Origin of the sequence: Rhodococcus sp. NPDC049939, from assembly GCF_040656415.1 — a bacterium.
In the GTDB taxonomy this organism is placed as follows: Bacteria; Actinomycetota; Actinomycetes; order Mycobacteriales; family Mycobacteriaceae; genus Rhodococcus_F.
Genome location: NZ_JBFAMC010000005.1, coordinates 245,339 through 269,937, shown reverse-complemented (window position 1 = coordinate 269,937; position 24,599 = coordinate 245,339). Strand labels below are relative to the sequence as shown.

General features: G+C 65.1%; 17 protein-coding genes and 1 tRNA gene. 12 read left to right on the top strand and 6 right to left on the bottom strand.

The features are described from left to right. Positions 1–151 precede the first annotated feature (151 nt). Positions 152–2,752 carry an alpha-glucan family phosphorylase gene (glgP, locus tag AB0I57_RS18200; RefSeq protein WP_358338255.1) on the top strand — a complete coding sequence of 867 codons (2,601 nt, stop codon included), beginning with the start codon at positions 152–154 and terminating at the stop codon, positions 2,750–2,752. A gap of 28 nt (positions 2,753–2,780) precedes the next feature. Here the strand turns inward: glgP and AB0I57_RS18195 are convergent, their stop codons facing one another. From AB0I57_RS18195 to AB0I57_RS18185, 3 genes are read right to left on the bottom strand one after another with little or no spacing between them, the layout of a single operon-like run. Beyond that, a complete protein-coding gene (locus tag AB0I57_RS18195; protein ID WP_358338252.1) occupies positions 2,781–4,829 on the bottom strand; it encodes an ATP-dependent DNA helicase in 2,049 nt (682 codons plus the stop codon). A 9-nt stretch (positions 4,830–4,838) separates the two neighbouring features. After that, positions 4,839–5,471, bottom strand: coding sequence for an isochorismatase family protein (locus tag AB0I57_RS18190; protein ID WP_358338249.1), 633 nt, complete (start codon positions 5,469–5,471; stop codon positions 4,839–4,841). Further along, complete coding sequence (locus AB0I57_RS18185) at positions 5,468–6,787, bottom strand: nicotinate phosphoribosyltransferase (protein WP_358338246.1); 1,320 nt, start codon at positions 6,785–6,787, stop codon at positions 5,468–5,470. The genes AB0I57_RS18190 and AB0I57_RS18185 overlap by 4 nt, the downstream gene beginning before the upstream one ends. Before the next feature lie 103 nt (positions 6,788–6,890). Here AB0I57_RS18185 and clpS point away from each other — a divergent pair, with 103 nt between their 5' ends. The 10 genes from clpS (at position 6,891) to rdgB (ending at position 13,763) form a co-directional block, all read left to right on the top strand. Next, complete coding sequence (clpS, locus tag AB0I57_RS18180) at positions 6,891–7,229, top strand: ATP-dependent Clp protease adapter ClpS (RefSeq protein ID WP_358338243.1); 339 nt, start codon at positions 6,891–6,893, stop codon at positions 7,227–7,229. A 36-nt stretch (positions 7,230–7,265) separates the two neighbouring features. Next, on the top strand, positions 7,266–7,859 hold the full coding sequence (locus AB0I57_RS18175) for a DUF2017 domain-containing protein (RefSeq protein WP_358338240.1): 594 nt from the start codon (positions 7,266–7,268) through the stop codon (positions 7,857–7,859). Continuing rightward, positions 7,856–8,929, top strand: coding sequence for a P1 family peptidase (locus AB0I57_RS18170; RefSeq protein WP_358338237.1), 1,074 nt, complete (start codon positions 7,856–7,858; stop codon positions 8,927–8,929). The genes AB0I57_RS18175 and AB0I57_RS18170 overlap by 4 nt, the downstream gene beginning before the upstream one ends. 63 nt (positions 8,930–8,992) lie before the next feature. After that, a complete protein-coding gene (locus AB0I57_RS18165) occupies positions 8,993–9,469 on the top strand; it encodes a M67 family metallopeptidase (protein WP_358338234.1) in 477 nt (158 codons plus the stop codon). A 65-nt stretch (positions 9,470–9,534) separates the two neighbouring features. Continuing rightward, positions 9,535–9,807, top strand: coding sequence for a MoaD/ThiS family protein (locus AB0I57_RS18160; RefSeq protein ID WP_358338231.1), 273 nt, complete (start codon positions 9,535–9,537; stop codon positions 9,805–9,807). A gap of 8 nt (positions 9,808–9,815) precedes the next feature. Beyond that, positions 9,816–10,778: a cysteine synthase gene (locus AB0I57_RS18155; protein ID WP_358338228.1), complete on the top strand. Its 963-nt coding sequence runs from the start codon at positions 9,816–9,818 to the stop codon at positions 10,776–10,778. 10 nt (positions 10,779–10,788) lie between these two features. Beyond that, positions 10,789–11,472 (top strand): rhomboid family intramembrane serine protease, encoded by a 684-nt coding sequence (locus AB0I57_RS18150; RefSeq protein ID WP_358338330.1) that lies wholly within the window; start codon positions 10,789–10,791, stop codon positions 11,470–11,472. 77 nt (positions 11,473–11,549) lie between these two features. Beyond that, positions 11,550–12,308 (top strand): cyclic nucleotide-degrading phosphodiesterase, encoded by a 759-nt coding sequence (locus tag AB0I57_RS18145; protein ID WP_358338225.1) that lies wholly within the window; start codon positions 11,550–11,552, stop codon positions 12,306–12,308. 44 nt (positions 12,309–12,352) lie between these two features. Beyond that, complete coding sequence (gene rph, locus AB0I57_RS18140) at positions 12,353–13,141, top strand: ribonuclease PH (protein ID WP_358338222.1); 789 nt, start codon at positions 12,353–12,355, stop codon at positions 13,139–13,141. 4 nt (positions 13,142–13,145) lie between these two features. After that, positions 13,146–13,763: an RdgB/HAM1 family non-canonical purine NTP pyrophosphatase gene (gene rdgB / locus AB0I57_RS18135; protein ID WP_358338219.1), complete on the top strand. Its 618-nt coding sequence runs from the start codon at positions 13,146–13,148 to the stop codon at positions 13,761–13,763. Positions 13,764–13,782: 19 nt separating this feature from the next. Here rdgB and AB0I57_RS18130 read toward each other — a convergent pair whose 3' ends face one another. From AB0I57_RS18130 to AB0I57_RS18120, 3 genes are all read right to left on the bottom strand, one after another. Then, a complete protein-coding gene (locus AB0I57_RS18130) occupies positions 13,783–14,148 on the bottom strand; it encodes a DUF3817 domain-containing protein (RefSeq protein WP_358338217.1) in 366 nt (121 codons plus the stop codon). Then, positions 14,145–14,561: a transcriptional regulator gene (locus tag AB0I57_RS18125; RefSeq protein ID WP_358338214.1), complete on the bottom strand. Its 417-nt coding sequence runs from the start codon at positions 14,559–14,561 to the stop codon at positions 14,145–14,147. The genes AB0I57_RS18130 and AB0I57_RS18125 overlap by 4 nt, the downstream gene beginning before the upstream one ends. 95 nt (positions 14,562–14,656) lie before the next feature. Beyond that, positions 14,657–14,740, bottom strand: a tRNA-Leu gene (locus AB0I57_RS18120). 496 nt (positions 14,741–15,236) lie between these two features. Between AB0I57_RS18120 and AB0I57_RS18115 the strand changes: the two genes are divergently transcribed. Further along, positions 15,237–24,593: a fatty acid synthase subunit beta domain-containing protein gene (locus AB0I57_RS18115; RefSeq protein ID WP_358338211.1), complete on the top strand. Its 9,357-nt coding sequence runs from the start codon at positions 15,237–15,239 to the stop codon at positions 24,591–24,593. Positions 24,594–24,599 lie beyond the last annotated feature (6 nt).

The window sequence follows — 24,599 nt, the reverse complement described above, 5'->3', positions numbered from 1 at the left end:
CTCCGTTCCATAGCCGGAAGCTGCCGGCAGTCCAACCCGGGGCTGCCGATTCAACCGTAATCGAGTGCCTGACTTCCTGTCGGTATGAGTGATCGCGGGGCGCCGGTCCGCCAAATCACAGCGTCGCGCGTATTGGGTTATCGTCACGGAGGTGAAAGCTTTGCGTCGATTCACCGTCCGAGCTCACCTTCCGCATCGGCTGGAGGCCCTAGGTCAGCTGTCCACCAATTTGCGTTGGTCGTGGCACCCTGGCACACAGGAGTTGTTCTCACTGCTCGACGAGGAACTGTGGCGGCGGGTGAAGTTCGACCCGGTCAGGATGCTCGGTGAGGTCGATCCGGCCAGGTTGGACGAACTGGCCACCGACGATCGCTTCCTCGCCCGTCTCGATGCCGCGGCCGCTGACCTCGACGACTATCTGACCCGTCCACGCTGGTACCAGAACCAGCAACGGAGGGGAGTGTCAGTGGGAAATGGGATCGCCTATTTCTCAATGGAATTCGGGGTCAGTGCGGTGTTGCCCAACTACTCCGGTGGGCTGGGAATTCTCGCCGGGGACCACCTGAAGGCGGCCTCCGATCTGGGGTTGCCACTGATCGGTGTCGGCCTGCTGTACCGCTCGGGCTACTTCCGTCAGTCGTTGACATCAGACGGCTGGCAGGCCGAACACTACCCGCCGCACGATCCGCAGGGGCTGCCACTGCGTTTGCTCACCGAATCAGGATCGAAATCCAACGGTGGTGCGCCCGTCCTCATCCACGTTGCCGTACCCGGTGGTCGAGTGCTGCGCGCCCAGGTGTGGATCGCGCAGGTGGGCCGCGTCCCGCTTCTGCTGATCGATTCCGACATCCCCGAGAACGACGCCGAGTTGCGGGGCGTAACCGACCGCCTGTACGGCGGCGACCAGGATCACCGCATCAAGCAAGAAATTCTTGCGGGCATCGGGGGCGTCCGCGCTGTGCGGGCCTATACCCACGCTCATGGGCTGCCCGATCCGGACGTATTCCACATGAACGAGGGGCACGCGGGCTTCCTCGGTATCGAGCGGATCCGCGAATTGGTGACTGCGGACGGGCTCGACTTCGACGAGGCGCTTGCCTCTGTCCGCTCCGGCACCGTCTTCACCACGCACACCCCGGTTCCCGCCGGCATAGATAGATTCCCGCTCGATCTCGTGCGGCACTACTTCGGAGGAGAAAACGGGGCGAACGAGTCGTCGCTCCTTCCGGGATTGACGACCGACCGGATCGTCGGGCTCGGCCGCGAGTCGGATCCGGCGGTGTTCAACATGGCGCACATGGGTTTGCGACTCGCTCAACGCGCCAACGGCGTATCCAAGCTGCACGGGAGGGTCAGCCGTGACATGTTCCGGTCTCTGTGGCCGGGATTCGACGCCCGCGAGGTACCGATCGGGTCGGTGACAAACGGTGTGCACGCTCCCACGTGGGCAGCACCGGAGTGGATCGATCTCGCCGTCCGGGTCGCGGGTCCCCAACTCATAGAGGAAGCCCGAGGGTGGGAACGGTTGCAGGACCTGTCCGCACACGAGCTGTGGGCCACCCGCAACCTGTTGCGAACGAAACTCGTGGAGGAGGTGCGCCGACGGGTGCGTGCGTCGTGGCTCGAGCGCGGTGCGACCGCCGCGGAGCTGAACTGGACGGATGAGGTGTTCAACGGTCGGGTCCTTACCGTCGGCTTCGCACGTCGGGTACCCACATACAAGAGGCTGACGCTGATGCTGCGCGACCCCGAGCGGTTGCGGGCTCTGCTCCTCGACGAGGAGCGCCCCGTGCAGTTGGTGGTCGCGGGCAAGAGTCACCCCGCAGACGACGGCGGCAAGGCTCTCATCCAGCAGATCGTGCGTTTCGCCGACGCGGCTGATGTAAGGCACCGGATCGTCTTCCTCCCCGACTACGACATGTTGATGGCCCGATATCTGTACTGGGGCTGTGACGTGTGGCTCAACAACCCGCTTCGGCCGCTGGAGGCTTGCGGGACATCAGGAATGAAATCGTCGCTCAACGGTGGACTGAACCTGTCGATCCGTGACGGCTGGTGGGACGAGATGTTCGACGGCGAGAACGGCTGGGCCATCCCGACCGCCGATGGTGTGGCCGACGAGGCGCGCCGCGACGATCTAGAGGCGAGCGCCCTGTACGAGCTGCTCGAGCGGAACGTCGTGCCGCGGTTCTACGACCGCGACGACGACGGCATACCCGTCCACTGGGTGGAGATGGTGCGTCACACACTGCAGAACCTGGGTCCGAAGGTCCTCGCTTCCCGGATGGTCCGCGACTACACCGTTCAGTACTATGCGCCCGCCGTCGAGTCGGCACGCAGAGTGGAAGCTGACCATTTCGCGGGTGCTCGTGAGCTCGCAAAGTTCCATCAGCGCGTGGAGGCCGCGTGGCCGTCGGTCTCGGTTCGGCAAGTCGACGGTGTGTGTTCGCCGGATACTCCGGAAATAGGGACGAAGTTGGTGCTGCGTGCCTCTATCAGGCTTGGCGATCTGACGGTTTCGGATGTCACCGTGCAGGCCGTGCTCGGCCGGGTCGACGAGAACGACGAACTCACCGATGTCGTGACGGTTGACATGACGCACACCGAATCGAACGAGTCGGGGGAACTGTTCGTCGCCGACACGGCTCTCCCGCTGTCGGGGTCGGTCGGATACACGGTGAGGGTTCTTCCGCGCAACGAACTCCTGGTCGACCCTTCTGAGCTGGGTCTGGTTACGGTGCCGAACCCCTGAATGGTGCAGCAAACGGACTAGCCAGAATTCAAGGCCGAGAGTCGCGAATCCGTTCGAGCGCCTTGCGCACGATCTCCGGATCGGACGTCTCCCAGAAGGGAGGCAGCGAGGCACGCAGGTAGCCGGAGTAGCGCGCGGTCGCGAGCCGTGGATCGAGGACTGCCACCACACCCTTGTCGTCGCCGCTGCGCAGCAGGCGGCCCACGCCTTGCGCGAGCAGCAACGCGGCGTGATTAGCTGCGACGGAAAGGAACCCGTTGCCGCCGCGTGACTCGATCGCCCTCTGCCTTGCGGCCAGCAACGGGTCGTCGGGCCGGGGGAACGGGATGCGGTCGAGAATCACGAGGCTCAGAGACGCGCCCGGCACGTCCACGCCCTGCCACAGCGAAAGCGTGCCGAACAGAGAAGTCGACTCGTCGGCAGCGAAGGCCCGTACCAGGGTGCCGGTTGCGTCGTCGCCCTGGCACAGGATCGGGGTGTCCAGGCGATCACGCATCGCCTCGGACGCCGCTTTGGCGGCCCGCATCGACGAGAACAACCCGAGAGTGCGCCCGCCTGCTGCCTCGACCAGTTCGGCGATCTCGTCGAGGTAGGAGGGGGCGAGACCGTCCCGGCCCGGAGAGGGAAGATGCTTCGCAATGTAGATGATTCCGGCGCGGGCATGGTCGAAAGGAGACCCGACGTCCAGTGAGTTCCATTTGAGCGTGCCCGAGTCCGACGGTGCTTCGTGGCCGGTGGCCATCGCCGGATCGATCACCGCCGAGGACTCGGCCGGAAGCCCCCAGTTGACGGCCAAGCCGTCGAAGGCGCCGCCGACTGTGAGTGTGGCGGAGGTGAGGACCACCGTCGATTCCTCGAACAGTTGCGACCGCAGAAGCCCGCCCACCGACAACGGCGCCATTCGAACGACCCGGCGTACGGATCCGCGGTTCTCGTCGGCGGCCAGCCATACGACGTCGCGACGCTTGGCCGGATCAGGTTCGTCAAAGGCGCCGAGAACGCGGACCGCGGCGTCGTGAACTTCCTCGACGGACGCGAGCGCCGTGTTGCGTGCGGCAGCCGCCTCCGGGTCGCTCAACGCCATGCCGGGCCGTGACGGACCGACAGCTGTGCGCAGCGTCCACGCGGCATCGCGCACGGCGGCGAGTGCTGGTGCGGCACCGGGCGGCAGCTCTTCCCACGGCCCCGGTTTCAGTTCGTCGAGCAACGCGGCCCAGCTCTCGCTCGCCGCCTCGAGACGATCCACATCCCGCTCCTCGACGAGCTTCGCGCAGCGTCGTGCGGCGTTGCTGATCGCGGAGGCCGCCAAATCCGCGGTGGCGACGTTGGTGACCCGGTCGACCAGTTCGTGTGCCTCGTCGATGATCACGACATCGTGCTCGGGAATGATGGCGACTGGCGTGATGGCGTCGATGGCGAGAAGGGCGTGGTTGGTGACCACCACGTCGACCTGTGAAGCTTCCGTGCGGGCACGCTCGGCGAAGCAATCTTCACCGATCGGGCACTGTGACTTGCCCAGGCACTCGCGAGCCGTCACGCTGACCTGGCGCCAAGCCCTGTCACTGACCCCGGGTACTAGGTCGTCGCGGTCGCCGGTCTCGGTGTCCGAGGACCACTCGGTCAGACGCTGGACCTCACGCCCGAGTCGAGATACGGCGAACGCATCGAAAAGTTCGTCCGTGGGCGGCTCTTCCGCCGATCCGGTGTGGACCTTGTTCAAGCACAGATAGTTACTGCGGCCCTTGAGGATCGCGAAGTGTGGCCTTCTGCCGAGCGAATCCTCGAGAGCATCGGCGAGTCTCGGCAGGTCGCGGTCGACCAACTGGCGCTGCAAGGCGATGGTGGCCGTCGAGACGATGACCGTCTTCCCCGTCTGGACTGCGTGCCGCACGCTGGGCACGAGGTACGCAAGGGACTTGCCGGTGCCGGTACCGGCTTGCACCGCAAGATGCTCCCCGGTGTCGATCGAGTGCGCGACGGCCGAGGCCATGGTGAGCTGGTGTGATCGCTCGGCGCCGCCCAGTGACCGCACCGCCGTGCGCAACAGTTCGGGGACGTTGGGGAGGTTTTCGGGCACCCGAGCAGGCTACTCGGGGCCTACGTCGGAAATCGTCACACGGTCCGAGGAGGTGTCGGCATCGCGTCCCATAAGGTGTACCCCTGCGGCTCGCATCCTGGCGAAGGCTGTCTCGACCGACGTGGGGGACACTCCGACGGTAAGCGGGAGCAGGACTCGTGTGGTCAATCCCGCGCCGACTGCGTCGAGCGCAGTCGCGGCCACGCAGTGGTCGGTAGCGATTCCGACGATGTCGACCTCGGTGATTCCGGCTGCGCGCAGCCAGCTCTCCAGGCTCTGCCCGTCGGGATCCTTTCCCTCGAATCCGGAGTAGGCCGCAGAGAACTCCCCCTTGGAGAAGACCGATTGGATGCGGGTTCTGTCGAGGTCGGGATGGAACCGGGCGCCCGGTGTTCCCGACCTGCAGTGCTCCGGCCAACTGTCCACGTAGTTCGGCTCATCGGAAAAGTGACTGCCGGGGTCGATGTGGTTGTCGATCGTAGCGACGACGGCACCGTAGTGGCTCGATGCCAGGAAGCCACTGATCGCGGCGGCAACGGCCGAACCGCCGTCGACAGCCAGTGATCCCCCCTCGCAGAAGTCGTTCTGGACGTCGACCACGACCAGCGCCCGCGAGGGTTCCTTCTTCTTGATACCAGTCATCGAACCCTCCAGGAACCGGAGTCGGCGAACCGCACCGGGATGGCAGGCTCGCCGTGGGACAGCCTCAATCCTTCCCAGGGCAGGCTTACGAGCCCCGCGGCGAGATAGGACCTGCTCTCTTCCAGGGTAGGCGTATCGAGTGTTGCCACGCCGCCGCGAACCAGGGGGACCATCAGTTCCCGTGCTTCGAGGCCGGCCGGGTGCGGGGCGCCGGCGTGGGCCGGATACACGACCTCCTCCACCAGGGTTCCGGTGTCGCGGGAAAGCCGCACCGCTCGCTTGGAGCCGCCCCGCGAAGCCTTGTTGCTGCTCCGCTTCTCGACGGGAATGCCATCCACTTCGACTAGCTTGTAAACCATTCCGGCCGTTGGGGCGCCGGACCCGACAACCACGGACGTGCCGACGCCGTAGACGTCGACCGGGTCGGACCGCAATGCTGCAATTGCGTACTCGTCGAGGTCGCCGGAAACGACGATCTTTGTTGCTGTGGCGCCGAGGTCGTCGAGTTGATTGCGAACCTGGCGGGCCAAGACACCCAGATCGCCTGAGTCGATCCGAACTGCCCCGAGTTCGGGCCCCGCGACCTCCACAGCTGTCTTCACGCCGTTGGTGATGTCGTAGGTGTCGACGAGCAGCGTGGTTCCTACACCGAGGGCCGCGACCTGACCTCGGAACGCCGCTGCCTCGTTCGTTCGGTCGGTCGTGTGCAGCAATGTGAACGCATGCGCAGCGGTGCCCGCACCGGGTACGCCGTACCTGCGGACCGCCTCGAGGTTGGACGTAGAAGCGAAACCGGCAAGGTATGCGGCACGGGCCGCCGCTACCGCCGACTCTTCGTGTGTGCGCCGAGCACCCATCTCGACCATGGGGCGTCCGTCGGCGGCGCTGACCATTCGGGCGGCGGCTGATGCGATTGCGCTGTCGTGGTTGAGGATCGACAGGCTGAGCGTCTCGAGCAAGACGCATTCGGCGAACGTTCCCCGAACGGAGAGGATGGGGGAACCGGGGAAGTAGAAGTCACCCTCGCGATAGCCGTCGATGTCGCCGCTGAAGCGAAAATCGCGCAGCCATCCGATCGTCGCGGCATCGAGGAAGCGCGAGACGACCTCGATCTCCGCATCGCCGAAATGGAAGTTCGACAGCGCGGACACCAATCGTGAAGTGCCTGCCACCACCCCGTACCGGCGGCCGTCGGGCAAATGACGCGCGAACACCTCGAAACAGCAGCGCCGGTTCGCCGATCCGTCGGCGAGCGCCGCCGACAGCATCGTCAACTCGTACTGGTCGGTGAACAGTGCGCTGCTTTGTGAGGACACTCGGTTACCTTAAGCCGTGGTGTCCATGAGCCGTGGTGTCTAGACGCCGTGGCGTCCCGGTACCCTGGTGTCGCCCAGAGGCTGCACGTCGTACCCTGGGGACATGGCATATTGCTCGACGACAGCCCTACCGGTGGCCGCAATGCCGGCCTCGCCGCAGGTGACACCTGCAGAGTCGGAAGTTGTCGAGGTCGGCGTGGTCGACGACAGGCCATGGGTCACTGTTGTGTGGGACGACCCGGTCAACCTGATGCACTACGTCACCTACATATTCCAGAAGCTTTTCGGATACAGCAAGGCCAGGGCCACGGAACTGATGATGCAGGTGCATTCCGAGGGGAAGGCCGTGGTTTCGAGCGGCACTCGGGACAAGGTCGAAAACGATGTGCGTAGGCTTCACGCTGCGGGTCTGTGGGCCACAATGCAACGTGACAGCAACTAACTTTCCGTTCGGACAGTAAGGAATTCGGTACCTGACGTGCGAATGTGGACCAGGAAGAACTCGCTCGGTGGCGTCAAGCTGCGTACGGAGTTGGACCCACACGAGGCCGCAGTGCTGCGATCGCTGGTCGCCTCTGTCGTCGGTCTCCTCGAAGAACGGGCCTCATCCGCGCCGGAGGATGAACTTGCGGCGCTCACCGGAATGCGCACCGGTAATACCAAGGCCCCGGAAGATGCTGTGCTCGCCAGGCTCCTACCCGACTTTCATCGGCGCGAATCAGGGGACGCGGGGGACGCGGGGGACGACGCCCCGGTGGAGTCGGCCGCCGACATCAACGGGGCTCTGCGTGGACTACACGAACCGGAGATCATCGACGCGAAACTTGCGGCGGCACAGGTCATTTTGCAGACGATTCCCGAGAGCGGCGGCAAGGTTCTTCTGACACCGGAGCAGGCCGACGCCTGGCTCAGTGCAATCAACGACATCCGGTTGGCGCTCGGCACCAATCTGGGGATCGAGGCCGAAACCCCAGACGAAATCGACCGCTCGGATCCACGCGCAGGCCAATTGGATATCTATCACTGGCTGACCTGGATACAGGATTCGCTCGTTCAGGTGCTCGCACCGTGACGGCCACGACGCCGGGCCGCACCGATTCGCTCGTCGACGTGGCAGGCTTGAGCGTCGGACACCATCACGAACTCGACGACGAGGCCACGCTCGGAAGCGGGGCCGCGACAGGATGCACGGTCGTCCTGGCGCCGCACGGGGTCACCGGGGCTGTCGACGTCCGTGGTGGAGCACCGGGCACTCGGGAAACCGACCTCCTCGATCCCAGTCACAGTGTCCAGCAGGTTCATGCGATCCTGCTGACCGGCGGCAGCGCGTACGGCCTCGCCGCTGCGGACGGGGTGATGCGATGGTTGGAGGAGCGTGGTCACGGGATCCAGATGGGCACGGAGGACCAGGTGGTTCCGATCGTCCCGGGTGCGGTGATCTACGACCTTGCGGTCGGGGACTGGCATCGGCGTCCTACCGCCGAATTCGGTTACCGCGCTGCCGACTCCGCATCGTCAACCGTGCACTCGGGTTCGGTGGGAGCGGGGGTAGGCGCGCGTGCAGGGGCGCTCAAAGGTGGTATTGGTACGGCGAGCCTGGTCATCGAGGACGGGCCCGCGCAGGGTGTGACCGTCTCGGCGCTGATCGTGGCAAACCCGGCGGGATCAGTATTCGACCCGTCGACCGGATTGTTGTGGGGTGTCGGTGCCGAGAACACCGCCGCGTTCGGGCTACGCGCTCCGGAACGCTGCGAATTGGCGGCAGCAAACGAGTTGGCGGCCAAGTCCGCCGTCCTCAACACGACGATCGGCGTGGTCGCTACGGACGCCCCACTGAGCAAGGCCTCGTGCCGCCGGGTCGCCGTCGCCGGACACGACGGCTTGGCCCGGGCGATTCGCCCCGCGCATACACCTCTGGACGGCGACACGATATTCGCACTCTCCACGGCGACCCGAGGAATCGAGACCGTTGCAGGCATTCCGGACGGGCTTCCCGCCGACCTGCCGATCCTGGCATCGGTGTGTACCGCTGCAGCCACTGTTGTGGAGAGGGCGATCGTCGATGCTGTCATCACCGCGACTCAGGTGGCGGGAATCCCCAGCTACCGGGATCTGTTCCCTTCTGTATTCGAACAGAGGTGACGGAGGGTCGAAGAAGCGGCACGGGCGCGGCAGATGTGGCCGACCTGCCCCTACGCACCTAGTATGGCGCTCACGGAGGTGGATGAATTGTTGACGATCCGGTCGGATCTCGTCGAGGCGATGGTCGCGCACGCACGCGCCGACCACCCCGACGAGGCGTGCGGAATCATCGCCGGGCCGGAGGGCTCCGACCGCCCCGAACGGCACATCCCGATGTTGAACGCCGAGCGTTCGCCGACTTTCTTCCGATTCGACTCAGGTGAGCAGCTGAAGGTTTGGCGTGCGATGGACGACGCCGACGAGTCCCCGGTAGTGATCTACCATTCGCACACCGCCACCGAGGCGTACCCGAGCCGCACCGACATCTCTCTCGCATCCGAGCCGGACGCTCACTACGTGCTGATCTCCACTCGCGACCCTGGCGTCCACGAACTGCGCAGCTACCGAATCATCGACGGTGTCGTCGCCGAGGAGCCCGTAGACGTGGTTCAGAGCTACAAGTTCGCACACACCTCCGTGGCTGACGTCCCCGACAAGTGACGCCGCCCGCCCGTAGCGGCGGGTCCCGTGCCGGACAGACGAACCACATCCCTTAGGAGCCGACCATGGCTGTCACTGTTTCCATCCCCACCATCCTGCGCACCCATACCGACGGTCAAAAGCGAGTGGAGGCAACGGGTCCTACACTCTCCGCCGTCATCGACGACCTCGACGCCCGCTGGGTCGGCATCAAGGACCGTCTGATCGACGACGGCCGCTTGCACCGGTTCGTGAACGTGTACGTCAACGATGAGGACGTCCGTTTCTCAGGCGGCCTCGACACCGAGGTGGCCGACGGAGACTCGGTGACGATTCTCCCCGCCGTCGCAGGGGGCTGATCGCTGCCGTGGCGCGGTTCGATTCGTTGCTCGACACCCTCGGAGACACCCCACTCGTGGGGTTGCCGAATTTGTCACCGAGGTGGGACGGTGCGACTCCCGTCCGGTTGTGGGCGAAACTCGAAGACCGAAACCCCACCGGTTCCGTGAAGGATCGGCCTGCGCTCCGAATGATCGAACAGGCGGAAAAGGATGGCGTCCTGACCCGCGGAGCGACGATCCTCGAACCGACCAGTGGCAATACCGGAATTTCGCTCGCGATGGCCGCGAAGCTGAAGGGATACCGGCTGATCTGCGTAATGCCTGAGAACACGTCTGTGGAACGCCGTCAGTTGCTGACGACGTTTGGGGCGCAGATCATCGACTCACCTGCGGCCGGAGGCTCGAATCAGGCCGTAGCGGTGGCCAAGGAATTGGCTGCGAACAACCCCGACTGGGTGATGCTCTACCAATACGGCAACCCAGCCAATGCTCTTGCCCACTACGAGACCACTGGCCCGGAGATCCTTCGGGACCTTCCGGAGATCACCCATTTCGTCGCCGGCCTCGGCACTGCGGGCACGTTGATGGGCGTCGGGCGCTATCTGCGGGAGCACGTCGACGGGATCGAGATCGTGGCGGCCGAACCACGGTATGGGGAAGTGGTGTACGGCCTGCGCAACATCGACGAGGGTTTCATCCCCGAGTTGTACGACGAGACCGTCCTCACCTCCCGCTTCTCGGTGGGTCCTGCGGATGCGGTTCGCCGAACGCGTGAACTGATCGACAACGAGGGGATCTTCGCGGGTGTCTCCACCGGCGCCATCCTCCATGCCGCACTCGGGGTCGCGCGCAAAGCGGTCAGGGCGCAGCGAAGGGCGGACATAGCGTTCGTGGTCGCCGACGGAGGCTGGAAATATCTGTCAACCGGCGCCTATGACGGTACGGTCGAAGATGCCGAAGAAGCACTGGAAGGGCAACTGTGGGCATGACGAGAGCGGTGTGTGGCGCTTGAGCAATTCGTTCGATTCCTCGCGATTCAATTCGCCGGTACCTCGAGGTGGTTCGATTCCCGATCCCGGGCGGAAACCGCGGCCGGTGTGGCAGAAGTCTGCTGTCCTCGTGGGCTGTTTCACGTTGTTGCTGTACGCGATCGAATTCGTGGACGTCGTAACGGACGACCGACTTCAGAACAACGGCATCGAACCGAGGACACTCGACGGGCTCTGGGGGATTCTGTTCGCCCCGGTCTTGCACGCCGACTGGGCCCACCTCTTCGCGAACACCGTCCCACTGCTGGTGCTCGGATTCCTCGTCCTGCTGTCAGGCATCGCCAGGGGACTAGCGGCGACTGGAATCATCTGGGTGGTCGGCGGCCTGGGTACATGGTTGACCGGCGGCTCGTATACCAACCACATCGGTGCCTCGGTGTTGATCTTCGGCCTGCTGGCGTATCTGCTCGTTCGTGGGATCTTCACCCGCAACGTGGGTCAGATCCTCCTCGGCATCGTCGTATTCGTCTTCTATGGCAGCCTGCTGTGGGGAGTGTTCCCGAGTTCCCCGTTGGTTTCCTGGCAGGGGCACCTGTTCGGAGCGGTCGGTGGCGTCGTCGCAGCATGGCTGCTCTCTGCAGATGCCAGGAAGCAGCGGAACCGGAAGGCGATCGGCCCGCAATCGTTCGTGTAATACCGCGCGATGCGGTCGACGCGCCGAATCCGGCGGCAGCTTTTTCCAAATCGGGTCGCCGTGGCAGCATGACGAGTATGCGCATTACCGTCCTGGGGTGTTCAGGCAGCGTCTCCGGACCGGATTCACCGGCATCGGGCTACCTGCTGACCGCGCCGGAAACACCGCCGGTGGTCCTCGACTTCGGACCGGGCGTCCTCGGTGCGCTGCAACGATTCGCCGACCCCGGCAAGGTCTCGATCTTCCTCAGCCATCTGCACGCCGACCATTGCCTGGACCTGCCCGGTCTGCTGGTGTGGCGTCGCTATCACCCACACCCTCCGACCGGTCGCGCACTCGTCTACGGTCCTTCAGACACCGCCCACCGGATAGGTGTTGCCTCCGCCGAATGCGAGGCCGACGTGGATGACATCTCCGACACGATCGACGTGCGCAATTGGACGGACGGAGAGTCAGTGACGTTCGGTGACCTCACGATCGTCGCGCGTCGGGTGAATCATCCACCCGAGGCCTATGGCCTGCGCTTGACCGACAGCGCTGGGCGCTCCCTCGCCTATACCGGTGACACGGGTATGTGCGACGAGGTCATCGAACTGTCCCGCGGTGCCGACGTGCTGCTTGCAGAAGCATCGTGGACGCACAGCCAGGATCGTCCGAAGGGCATCCACCTCTCCGGTACGGAAGCCGGTCAGGTTGCGCACCGCGCTGGTGTCGGTGAACTGCTGCTCACCCACATTCCGCCGTGGACGTCGCGTGAAGACGTCATCGCCGAGGCCAAAGCCGAGTTCTCCGGTCCGGTCCATGCGGTCTCCCCCGGGGGCGTCTACACCATCTGAAGGCGTGTGGGCGGACCTCGAGGCGGGCGACTAGGCTCTCGGTGGTGACCACACGAGAAGACGGTAGGACGGACGACGAACTCCGCGAGGTCAAGATCACCCGGGGCTTCACCACACACCCTGCGGGCTCGGTGTTGGTGGAATTCGGAAATACCAGGGTGATGTGCACGGCCAGTGTCGAGGAGGGTGTTCCCCGTTGGCGTCAAGGCTCCGGGCTCGGCTGGCTGACAGCGGAATACGCGATGCTGCCCGCCGCGACCCATACCCGTAGTGGACGCGAATCGGTCAAGGGCAAGGTAGGGGGACGAACCCAGGAGATCAGCCGACTGGTCGGCCGTTCTCTGCGAGCGTGCATAGATCTCGCTGCGATCGGCGAGAACACGATCTCCCTCGATTGTGATGTCCTGCAGGCTGATGGCGGAACTCGTACCGCCGCCATCACCGGCGCGTACGTCGCTCTGGTGGACGCGGTGACGTACCTTCGCGCCGCCGGCCGCCTCACAGACCCTCAGCCGATTTCCTGCGCTATAGCCGCGGTGAGTGTCGGCGTGGTCGATGGCCGCGTGCGCCTCGACTTGCAGTACGAGGAGGATTCTCGGGCCGAGGTCGACATGAATGTGGTGGCCACCGACACGGGTACTCTCGTCGAGATCCAAGGCACCGGTGAGGGGGCGACGTTTCCCCGGAGCACACTCGACAGACTCCTGGATTCGTCATTGGCCGGCTGTGAGCGTCTCTTCGAGATCCAGAAGGCCGCGCTCGAGCTTCCCTACCCGGGTGGTCTGCCGGAGCCGGAGGTTCCGGAGGCGCCGCGGAAGAAGTTCGGAGGCTAGTTCGGTGCCGAAGGCAGTGCGAGTGCTGGTGGCCAGTCGCAACGCGAAGAAGCTTCGTGAGTTGCATCGAGTACTCGAGTCCGAGGGGGTCGAGGGTATCGAATTGGTCGGGCTCGATTCGGTGCCGGAATATCCTGAGGCCCCGGAAACCGGCGCGACATTCGAGGAGAATGCTCTGGCCAAGGCGCGCGATGGTGCCGAAGCAACCGGATTGCCCTGCGTCGCTGATGATTCCGGACTCGAAGTAGACGCACTGAACAGCATGCCGGGCGTCCTGTCCGCTCGATGGTCGGGTGTGCACGGCGACGATCCCGCCAACACCTCATTGGTTCTGGCGCAGATCAGGGATGTGGCCGACGGCAGGAGGGGAGCGACTTTCGTCTCGGCGTGCGCTCTAGTGGTCCCCGGCGGTGACTCGTCGGTGGTGCGGGGTGAGTGGCGCGGCACGATCGCCCGTGAGCCGATCGGTGACGGAGGGTTTGGTTACGACCCGATCTTCGTGCCGGAGTCCGACAGCCGCTCGGCTGCGCAGCTCTCGCCGCAAGAAAAAGACGCGTCCTCACATCGAGGACGCGCCCTGGCCCAACTCGTTCCGGTGCTCGCGGCGCTTACCGACCGCTGACCGTTGACGACAGGCTCGGTTAACGGCCGAACGCGTATCGAACCTGTTTGGTCCGCTGGTGCTCGACGTAGAAGGACAGGAACGGGATGGTCCCTGCGAGAAGGGTTCCGACGGTTCGGCCCGCAGGCCACCGCACCTTCACTGCCAGGTCCAAAGTCACCAGCAGGTAGACGAAATACACCCAGCCGTGGACCACTGCGATCCAGCTGGGGAGGTTGTCGACCCCGAAGATGTACTTTGCGACCATCTCAGCGGTGAGGACCAGCAACCACACGCCGGTGGCGTAGGCGAGGATGCGGTAGCGAAGGAGCGCGGGGGCGACCTTTTGCTGCTTCGCGGTGTCTACTACGGGACTGGCGGTCTTCTCGTCTTGGCCAGTGCTCACGTGGAACTCCTATCGCTCTCGCGAGCGGACAACTCGGCGAGATACTCGTTGTACTGCGAAATTTGCCGGCTCTCCAGGTCGTCGGGATCAGTGTCTTCGACCACCGTGGGGCGAGCGGGAAGGAGGTCGGCCGGAATCTCGTGCGGTGCGGTCGGAGCGGTTGGTGCTTCGGCCGAATTCTCCGGTTCGGCCTCGTCGAGTTTCGCGCCCTCGAGCTGCACGAACCGCCGGTATGCGTAAATGAGGAACGCCGCGAACAGTGGCCACTGGAAGGCGTAGCCGAGATTCTGTCCGGTTCCCCCTACCGCCTCGAATCGAGTCCACTGCCACCAACCGAGTGCCAGACATCCCGCGGCGCCGACGGCCACCAGCAGAATCAGTGCGGGGCGACGTTGCTTGTGGTTTCCGGGCACGTAGAGACGGTACCTGAATCGCCGAATGCGCTGCTAGGAGCAGATCGACGCTATGGCGATGGTCACAGCCCCTGCGAGATCGCAGGGATCAAGAGTGCGCGAGGGGGGACTCGAACCCCCACGTCCTCTCGGACACCAGGACCTAAACCTGGCGCGGCTGCCAATTACGCCACTCGCGCGCGAGGGAACAGGTTACGCCACGGCCGAGACGGCGCCAATCGTGGGCCGAGTTCCGGCGCGCCGGGTCACACCCACTGATGCTCAGAACAGGAGTTGCGGGAATGCGCGGCCCGAGGAGCCGATGCACGGGCAGCAAAGTACGTCAAGCGGGTAACAAATTGATAACGATAAAAATGAGGCTTTCCTCAGGTTCTTGGACGTCCACGCACCGCTCGAGTCCAGCGAGGACGCGGTCTACTCGCCAGTCACATTTGGTGAAACTTGTGAGTGACATCACGGGATTTTCCCCGGATATGCAGCCGGAAAGCCCGGGTGGAGCCACGAACATGAGTAAATCCTCATAATTCTGTGTCAACCTTGAACAGCCATCGAGAGCTGACGGGATCCAACGTGTCCGATCAGCGTGCCGAGGGCGGAAGACATGACATATCCCACCCCTGACCAGGGGGGAGGCAATTCCCACATCGGATCAGGGGATCAGGAGAGGACACATGCGTGACGATTGACGACACGACACCCGCGGGGAACAGAAGGAATTCGAAGGGTTCGCGGCACGTCGGCGTAGAACGGGGCGACACTCGGTCGTCTGTGCGGGGGACTCTTGCGGATCGTCTACACGCGGGCGAGCCCTACGCGCTGGCCTTCGGTGGTCAGGGAGCTCCCTGGCTGAATTCGCTCGAGGAACTGAGCCGCGACAACGGCCTCGAACCCACACTTACCAAGATTGTCAACGACGCTGCTGCTTGCCTGGCCCCCGTGGCGCAGGAACTGCTGGTCGTCAGGCCGGCCGGATTCGATCCCATCGCGTGGATCCTGGAGCAGGAACTCACCGACAAAGAAGACGGTGCATCAGCTGCCGGCCCATCCGGCGCGGCGCTCACCTCGGCGGCGGTGTCGCTACCCGGCGTCTTTCTCACCCAGATTGCCGCGCTGCGTGCACTGACAGCACAGGGCCTCGATCCCGCGGTCACGGCTCCCGTGTCGGTGATAGGCCACTCGCAGGGGCTGCTCGCTGCAGAAGCAGTAGCTTACTCGGGCGAGAAGGACGGTGAACTGCTTGCGCTTGCTCAGTTGATCGGTGCTGCCGCCGGGCTGGTGGGGCGCCGCCGCGGTGTGATCTCCGCGGCGGACTCGACCCCCATGCTTGCGGTCTCCAATGTCGATCCGGAGCGTCTTCGTCAGATCGTCGACGAACTCGCGGAGGGCCTCGACCCTGAGCGTGCAGCCGTCCTCAGCATCCGCAACGCCCGTCGACGGGTAGTGCTGTCCGGCCCGCCGACCCAGCTGGCGCGCGTGCAGCAACGCTGCGAGCAGATTGCGGCCGACGAGGCCCGCGAGCGCGATGCCAAGAAACGTGGTGGCTCGGTCTTCTCGCCGGTCTTCGAGGCATTGGCGGTGGAAATCGGATTTCACCATCCCGCTCTTGCCGAGACGATCGACATCGTTGGTCGGTGGGCTGCGCGGTGTGGTCTCGACGAGGAGAAGGCTCGTATCCTCACGAGCGGCACACTGGTCGAACCGGTCGACTGGGTCGGCGCGGTCGACGGCGCCATCGATGATGGGGCCGCATGGATCCTGGACCTCGGTCCCGAGGACATCCTCACTCGTATGACCTCTGCAAGTGTGCGCGGCCGGGGTGTCGGAATCGTCCCGGCGGCTACTCGCGGTGGTCAGCGGAACCTGCTCACCCCCGGCGCCACCCCCGAGGTTCCGGCGGCATGGACCGAGTTCCTTCCGAAGCCGGTGACACTTCCCGGAGGCCGCGTCGGAGTCGAGACCGCGTTCACGAAGCTGACCGGTCGTTCGCCGATCCTTCTCGCCGGTATGACTCCGACGACCGTGGACGCGAAGATTGTCGCAGCCGCCGCGAACGCAGGCCACTGGGCCGAACTTGCAGGTGGCGGACAGGTAACCGAGCAAATCTTCGAGGACCGGGTCACCGAACTGAAGACGCTGCTCGGGCCTGGCCGGGCAGCGCAGTTCAACTCACTGTTCCTCGACCCCTACCTGTGGAAGCTGCAGATAGGAGGCAAGCGCCTTCTTCAGCGGGCACGTACGGCAGGTGCCCCCTTCGACGGCGTCGTGGTCTCCGCCGGCATCCCGGAACTCGAGGACGCGGTGGCGCTCATCGAGGAACTAACCGAGATCGGCATAACGCACATCGTCTTCAAGCCGGGCACGGTCACGCAGATCCGTTCCGTCATTCGCATCGCCAACGAGGTTCCTTCGTTCCCCGTCATAGTCCATATCGAGGGTGGTAGGGCCGGCGGTCACCACTCGTGGGAAGACCTCGACGACCTTCTGCTGGACACCTACTCGGAGCTGCGTTCACGGCCCAACCTGGTGATCTGCGTCGGCGGTGGCATCGGCACTCCCGAACGGGCGGCCGAATACCTGACCGGTCGTTGGTCGATCGAAGCAGGGTTCCCCGCAATGCCCGTCGACGGCATCCTGGTCGGCACCGCAGCCATGGCCACCCTCGAGGCCACTACCTCTCCGGAGGTGAAGCAACTACTTGTCGACACTCCCGGAACCCCGGACTGGGTCGCAGCGGGCACCGCCGAGGGCGGCATGGCCTCGGGCCGCAGCCAGCTCGGCGCCGACATCCACGAGATCGACAATGCCGCCTCGCGCACCGGTCGACTTCTCGACGAGGTCGCCGGCGATTCAGCGGCAGTGGCCGAGCGTCGCGACGAGATCATTGCGGCACTGAACATCACCGCCAAGCCGTACTTCGGCGACCTCGAGACGATGACATATGAGCAGTGGCTTCGCCGTTACCTCGAACTGACTGTCGGAATCGACGCTGCGAAGGAATTCGACTGCGGCACAGACCTTCAGGACGCCATCAGGGAGGCCACCACCAGCCCGTGGCTCGATATAACGTGGCGCGACCGATTCGGTGAGATGCTTCAGCGCACAGAGTCGCGTCTGCACCCGGTCGACCGGGGAGCGATCCCCACCTTGTTCGCGGACACCTCGATCCTCGAGCGGCCCGAGGCCGCGATCTGCGCGCTGCAAGGGCAGTATCCCGACTTCGCCACCACCGCGCTGCATCCCGCGGATGTGTCGTTCTTCGTGTCTTTGTGCAAGACACCCGGCAAGCCGGTCAACTTCGTGCCCGTCGTGGACGGTGACGTCCGCCGCTGGTGGCGCTCGGACTCGCTGTGGCAGGCGCACGACCCCCGCTATGGTGCGGACCAGGTCTGTGTCATCCCGGGCACCGTCTCCGTCGCGGGTATCACCCGAGTCGACGAACCGGTCGGTGAGTTGCTCGACCGCTTCGAGCAGGCGACCTATGACGAACTGCTCGCCGATGGCGCAACGCCGGTTGCCTTGCACGGTCGGCGGCATCGGGACGTCGCTCACAGCCTCATCGACGCGGTTCTGTGCGCGCCCGACATCACGTGGGCTACACGTCTGACCCAGAGCCCGGTCCGACGACTCGGTGACCTCGACAAGTGGTCGGTCGAGTCCGAGACCAAGGCGTTCCACGAAACTACCGGCGCCGAACTTACCGTCGCCGACGACGAGCACGTGCTGCTCACCGTCCCACTTGTGGCAGGAAAGTCGGTGAGCATCCGGATCACCGTGCCCGCATCCGTCGCCGATGGTGGTGCTCCGATAGTCACAGAGTCCGATGCGGAACAGTCGATGTCGGCACTGCTCGCGGTTGCGGCCGGACAGGAACTGCCTACCGTCAAGGGCGGCGTGGCGCGCCTCAACCTCGCGTGGAGGCCGGACCTGGCCGCTGACCATGCGGGTGTAACCGGTTCGGGTCTGCCCACGACACTGAGCGTCAGTGGAAAAGCTGTCCCGGATGTGATCGTCGGCGCCTGCTGGCCTGCCGTCTTCGCCGTACTCGGGATGGCGAAGACCGAAGATTCGTTGTCGGTCATCGAGGGAATGCTGGACTTGGTCCACCTGGACCACAGTGTCGAATTCGTCGGCGAACTGCCTGCGGAGACAAGCATTCTCGTAGTCAAGGCCGCAGTTGCCTCGGTTGTCGACACCGACCTGGGTCGTGTGGTCGAGGTCAAGGTCGAGGTCGGCGCGATGCTCGGTGAAGGCCTGGATGCGCCTGCGGTCGCCACCCTCGCGGAGCGCTTCGCGATCCGTGGGCGCACCGGCAAGGGCGAACTGCCTGACCCGGCCCGTGCAGGTGGCTCGCTCAGCGACGAGACCATCGACACGCCGCGCCGTCGACGTCGCGACACCACAATCGTCGCTCCCCGCGACATGGGCTCCTTTGCCCAGGTATCGGGGGACCACAACCCGATCCACACCTCCGACAACGCGGCATTGCTCGCAGGCCTCGGCAGCCCGATCGTGCACGGAATGTGGTTGTCCGCTGCTGCCCAGCAGGTCGTCACCTCGGTGGACCGCACCGAGACCAGGACACCGCCGCGCCGACTCACCGCCTGGACGGCTCGCTTCCTCGGCATGGTCAGGCCGGGTGCCGAGATCGACGTCCGCGTCGACCGAGTCGCCGTCGACCGCGGTGCCGAGATCGTCGAGGTCGGTTGCCGAATCAACGGCGATCTGGTGATGGTCGCGACGGGTCGGACCGCCGCGCCGAGGACCGCCTATGCATTCCCTGGACAGGGCATCCAGCGAGCCGGGATGGGCCTGGACGCCCGCTCTCGGTCGAAGGCCGCACGTGAGATCTGGGATCGGGCCGACAAGCACACCCGCAAGGCTCTGGGATTCTCGATCCTGGCCGTGGTCCGTGACAACCCGACGGTCGTCAAAGCACGGGGCGTCGAGTACAAGCACCCGGACGGTGTCCTGCATCTGACTCAGTTCACCCAGGTAGCAATGGCGACCCTCGGGGTTGCGCAGGTAGCCGAATTGCGCGAGTCCGGCGCGTTCGTCGAAGGCGCGCTCTTGGCGGGCCACTCGGTCGGTGAGTACAACGCTCTCGCCGCTGTCGCCGGTGTGCTGCCCCTGGAGGCTGTCCTCGAAGTGGTCTTCCAACGCGGCTCCGCGATGCACGCACTCGTTCCCCGAGACGAGGCGGGTCGCTCCGATTACAGGATGGCCGCCATCCGTCCCTCGCAGATCGGACTGAGCGACGACGACGTCATAGCGTTCGTCGCCGCAGTCGCCGAGCAGACCGGTGAGTTCTTACAGGTCGTGAACCTGAACCTTCGTGGCTCGCAGTATGTCATCGCAGGTACGGTTGCCGGACTCGATGCGCTCGAAAAGGAAATCGATACCCGTCGTGAGGCTTTCGGCGGCAAGCGCGCGTACATCCAGGTTCCTGGAATCGATGTCCCGTTCCACTCGACGGTGCTGCGTAATGGCGTCGACGATTTCCGCGGTCGGCTCGAGGAACTCCTTCCGCAGGAGATCGACCCGGCGATTCTGGTCGGGCGATACATCCCGAACCTCGTACCCAAGCCGTTCTCCCTCGAGAGGGAGTTCGTGCAGGAGATCGCCGACCTCGTTCCTTCGAAGCCCCTCGAGAATGTGCTCGAAGAATTCGACTCGTGGGCGAACAACCCGGTCGAACTCACCCGCCTGCTTCTCATCGAACTTCTGGCCTGGCAGTTCGCCAGCCCGGTGCGGTGGATCGAGACGCAGGATCTGTTGTTCGCGGATGAATCCGATGGTGGATTGGGTGTCGAGCGTTTCGTGGAGATCGGCCTCGGCGCGGTCCCCACGGTCGCGAACCTGGCGACGCAGACGCTGAAGCTGCCGGATCGCTTCGGTCACCCTGTCGAGGTTCTCAACATCGAACGTGAGGCATCCGTCGTCTACGCCACCGATGTCGATCCGGCCCCGACCGAGGAGGACGAGGCCGGTGAGGCGCCGGACAACGGTACTGCGCCGGAAGCACCTGCGCTCGCGCCAGCGGTTCCAAGCGCTCCAGTTGCCGCTGCATCCGGCGGGCCGCGTCCCGACGACATCGCGTTCAAGGCTGCCGATGCCACTGAAGTCTTGATCAGCTTGTGGACCAAGCTGCGTCCCGATCAGATCGGTCCCGCCGACACGATCGAGGCGCTCTGCGATGGCGTGTCTTCGCGACGGAACCAGTTGCTCGTCGACCTCGGCTCCGAACTCTCGCTCGGTGCCATCGACGGCGCCGCCGACGCCGATATGCGCTCGCTGGCCGGCACCGTCGACTCCTTGGCGCGCACATACAAGCCCTTCGGCCCGGTGTTGTCCGATTCGATCACCGATCACCTCCGAAAGGTCTTCGGCCCTTCGGGTCGTCGTCCCACAGCGGTTGCGGACCGTGTCAAGAAGGTCTGGGAACTCGGCGACGGCTGGGCGCACCATGTCACCGCCGAAGTGGCGCTCGGAACTCGTGACGGTTCCAGCATCCGTGGCGGTGAACTCGGTGGCCTCGCCGGTGGCGGTCTTGCCGACGGCGCCGCAGTGGACGCCATCATCGACGGCGCCGTGGCCTCCGTGGCGGCGCGTCGAGGAATCAGTGTCTCTCTCCCATCCGCGGGTGGCGGCGGTGGTGGCACCGTGGACGCCGCCGCGCTCGACGAATTCACCGCACACATCACGGGCCGCGATGGCGTGTTGGCTTCGGCTGCCCGGTTGGTGCTCGAGCAACTCGGTCTCGCCGACGAAACGGCAACGACCTTGCAGCCGACCGACACCGAACTGATCGACCTGGTGTCCGCGGAACTAGGTTCCGATTGGCCGCGTCTGGTCGCTCCGGTGTTCGACGGCGCCAAGGCGGTGCTGCTCGACGACCGCTGGGCCACCGCACGTGAAGATCTGGCCCGCATGTGGATTCGGTCGGGTGAGGCGGAAGGAGACGCCGTCCCGGTGTCCTCGGAGCCGCTCGGCGTCGAGAGCTTCGAAGGTGCCGGAAAATCGGTCGCGGCGCATGCACAGTGGTGGCAGGCTCGCGCGATACACGAGGGCCGTACAACACTCGCCGACACATACGTGCGTATCGCAGAGGCGGCGGTCGCCACCGACGACGCGACGGGCGAATGGGCCGACGAGGTCGCCGTCGTCACCGGTGCCAGCAAGGGTTCCATCGCGGCCGCGGTTGTGGGGGAACTGCTCGCGGGCGGTGCTACCGTCTTCGCGACCACGTCACGTCTCGACGACGAGCGGCTGCACTTTTACCGTGACCTCTACCGCAGCCACGCTCGTGCCGGTGCCGCCCTCTGGGTGGTCCCCGCGAACATGGCCTCTTACACCGACATCGACGCGCTCATCGCGTGGATCGGTGACGCTCAGTACGAGACCGCTGGTGGGGCGAAGAAGCTCGTCAAAGAAGCTGCAACCCCGACGCTCCTGTTCCCGTTCGCCGCACCTCGGGTGGCGGGTGATCTTGCCGATGCCGGTGCTCGCGCCGAAATGGAAATGCGCGTGCTCCTGTGGTCGGTGGAACGCCTGATCGGCGGACTGGGGAAGATCGGTTACGACAGGGACGTCGACACCCACCTGCACGTGGTGCTGCCCGGTTCTCCCAACCGCGGTCTGTTCGGTGGCGACGGTGCGTACGGCGAGGCCAAGGCCGCGCTCGACGCCATCGTCGCTCGCTGGAAGGCGGAGCGGAGCTGGGCTGAACGTGTCACGCTGGTGCATGCTCTCATCGGCTGGGTCCGCGGAACCGGTTTGATGGGCGGCAACGATCCCCTGGTCGAAGCGGTCGAAAGTGCCGGGGTGCGCACCTGGTCCACGCGGGAAATGGCTACCGAACTGCTGCAGTGGTGCGAGCCGGAGGCGCGTCGCCTGGCCTCCACCGATCCGCTGGCGGCCGACCTGACCGGCGGACTTGCCCAGGCGAATCTGGACTTGCCGACCCTGGCAAAGCAGGCTCAGCAAGCGGCAGCGGTAGACGTCGGCGACGACAGTGCCGCCGAATCCGACACGATCGCTGCTCTGCCGGCACCCCCGCGGCTCGCCGAGTCGGTAGCGACGCATTGGCCGGAAGTAACTGCGGCTCCCGAAGACCTCGTCGTCATCGTGGGCGCTGGTGAACTCGGTCCGTTCGGTTCCGCACGCACCCGCTTCGAGATGGAGGTCGACGAAGAACTCTCGGCCGCAGGAGTTCTCGAGCTTGCCTGGAACACCGGACTGGTTGTGTGGGAGTCCACGCCTGCACCCGGCTGGTACGACACCGAGAGCGGAGAACTGGTTCCAGAGGCAGAGATTGCCGATCGGTATCACGACACGGTCGTCGAGCGCTGCGGCATCCGCCGCTACGAGGACGACGGGGCGATGGTCGAGAACACCTCACCCCTGCTGACGTCGGTGTTCCTCGACAAGGATCTGAGCTTTGTCGTCAGCAGCGAGGCGGAGGCGCTGAGCTTCGTCGAGGCCGACCCGGAGAACACGGTCGCAACCCAGGTACCGGACAGCGGTGACTGGCAGGTCACCCGCCGTGCGGGTACCGAGATCCGCGTGCCCCGCAAGATGAAGCTCTCGCGCAGTGTGGGTGGGCAGATCCCGGCCGGGTTCGATGTCACCAAGTGGGGCATCCCGGCCGACATGGCCGAGTCCGTCGACCGGGTGGGCCTGTGGAACATCGTCGCCACGGTCGACGCGTTCCTCACCGGAGGATTCACACCCAGCGAGCTGCTGCGGTGGGTGCATCCCTCGCTGGTCGCCAACACCCAGGGCACCGGTATGGGCGGTATGACGTCGATGAGGTCGCTGTACGTCGACACGCTTCTCGGCGAGAGCCGGCCGAACGACATCTTGCAGGAGGCGTTGCCGAATGTGATTGCGGCGCACGTTGTTCAGTCCTACGTCGGTGGCTACGGCGCCATGGTCCATCCGGTTGCAGCATGTGCCACCGCCGCGGTCTCGGTGGAGGAGGGCGTCGACAAGATCAAGCTCGGGAAAGCCCAACTCGTGGTTGCCGGAGGGTTCGACGATCTCGGGATCGAGGGCATCGTCGGATTCGGCGACATGTCCGCGACGGCCGATACCGATGACATGCGGACCAAGGGCATAGACGACCGCCGATTCTCGCGGGCCAACGACCGCCGACGCGGCGGGTTCGTCGAGTCTCAGGGCGGCGGAACCGTCCTGCTCGCGCGCGGCGATCTGGCGCTCGAGATGGGGCTGCCCGTCCTCGGTGTCGTCGCTTACGCCAATTCGTTTGCCGACGGTGTCCACACGTCGATCCCGGCTCCCGGAATCGGTGCGCTCGGTGCCGGTCGCGGGGGAGTGGATTCCGAACTTGCCCGATCGCTCGGCAAGCTCGGGGTGAGCTCAGACGACATCTCGGTGATCTCCAAGCACGACACCTCCACCGCCGCCAATGACCCGAACGAGTCGGAGTTGCACGAACGCCTGGCCAGTGCACTCGGCCGCAGCGAAGGTGCACCGCTGTTCGTCATCTCGCAGAAGAGTCTCACCGGACACGCCAAGGGTGGTGCCGCAGCGTTCCAGCTGATCGGTCTCTGCCAGGTGCTTGCCCAGGGCGTCGTCCCACCGAACCGCAGCCTCGATTGCGTCGACGAGAAGATGTCCGAGTACGAGCATCTCGTGTGGGCTCGGGAGCCGCTGCGTTTCGGAGAGCACCTTCCGCTCCGGGCAGGTCTGTTGACCAGCCTCGGCTTCGGGCACGTATCCGGCATGATCGCGGTGGTACACCCGCAGGCGTTCGTCGAGGCGATCCCGTCCGGCGTGCGAGCGGCTTATCTCGAGCAGGCCGGACAGCGCACCCTGGAGGGTCAGCGTCGCCTGGCTCGGGCGATGTGTGGGGGCGGCAGCCTGTTCGAGCGTCCGGCCGATCGCCGTTTCGGTGGCGACGACGTCCCGGCTTCGGCGTCCCGTCAGCTCGAGGCGGACGTTCTGCTGACCGAGACTGCGCGCTTGGGAGAAGGCGACGTCTACAGCTCGGGCTTGCCCGGCTGCAAGTAGGTTGTG

Bases quoted from the DNA above. Each gene is read 5' to 3' on its own strand.
- AB0I57_RS18190 (WP_358338249.1), bottom strand. From the start codon at position 5,471: ATGACTGGTATCAAGAAGAAGGAACCCTCGCGGGCGCTGGTCGTGGTC.
- clpS (WP_358338243.1), top strand. From the start codon at position 6,891: ATGGCATATTGCTCGACGACAGCCCTACCGGTGGCCGCAATGCCGGCC.
- AB0I57_RS18165 (WP_358338234.1), top strand. From the start codon at position 8,993: ATGGCGCTCACGGAGGTGGATGAATTGTTGACGATCCGGTCGGATCTC.
- AB0I57_RS18160 (WP_358338231.1), top strand. From the start codon at position 9,535: ATGGCTGTCACTGTTTCCATCCCCACCATCCTGCGCACCCATACCGAC.
- AB0I57_RS18145 (WP_358338225.1), top strand. From the start codon at position 11,550: ATGCGCATTACCGTCCTGGGGTGTTCAGGCAGCGTCTCCGGACCGGAT.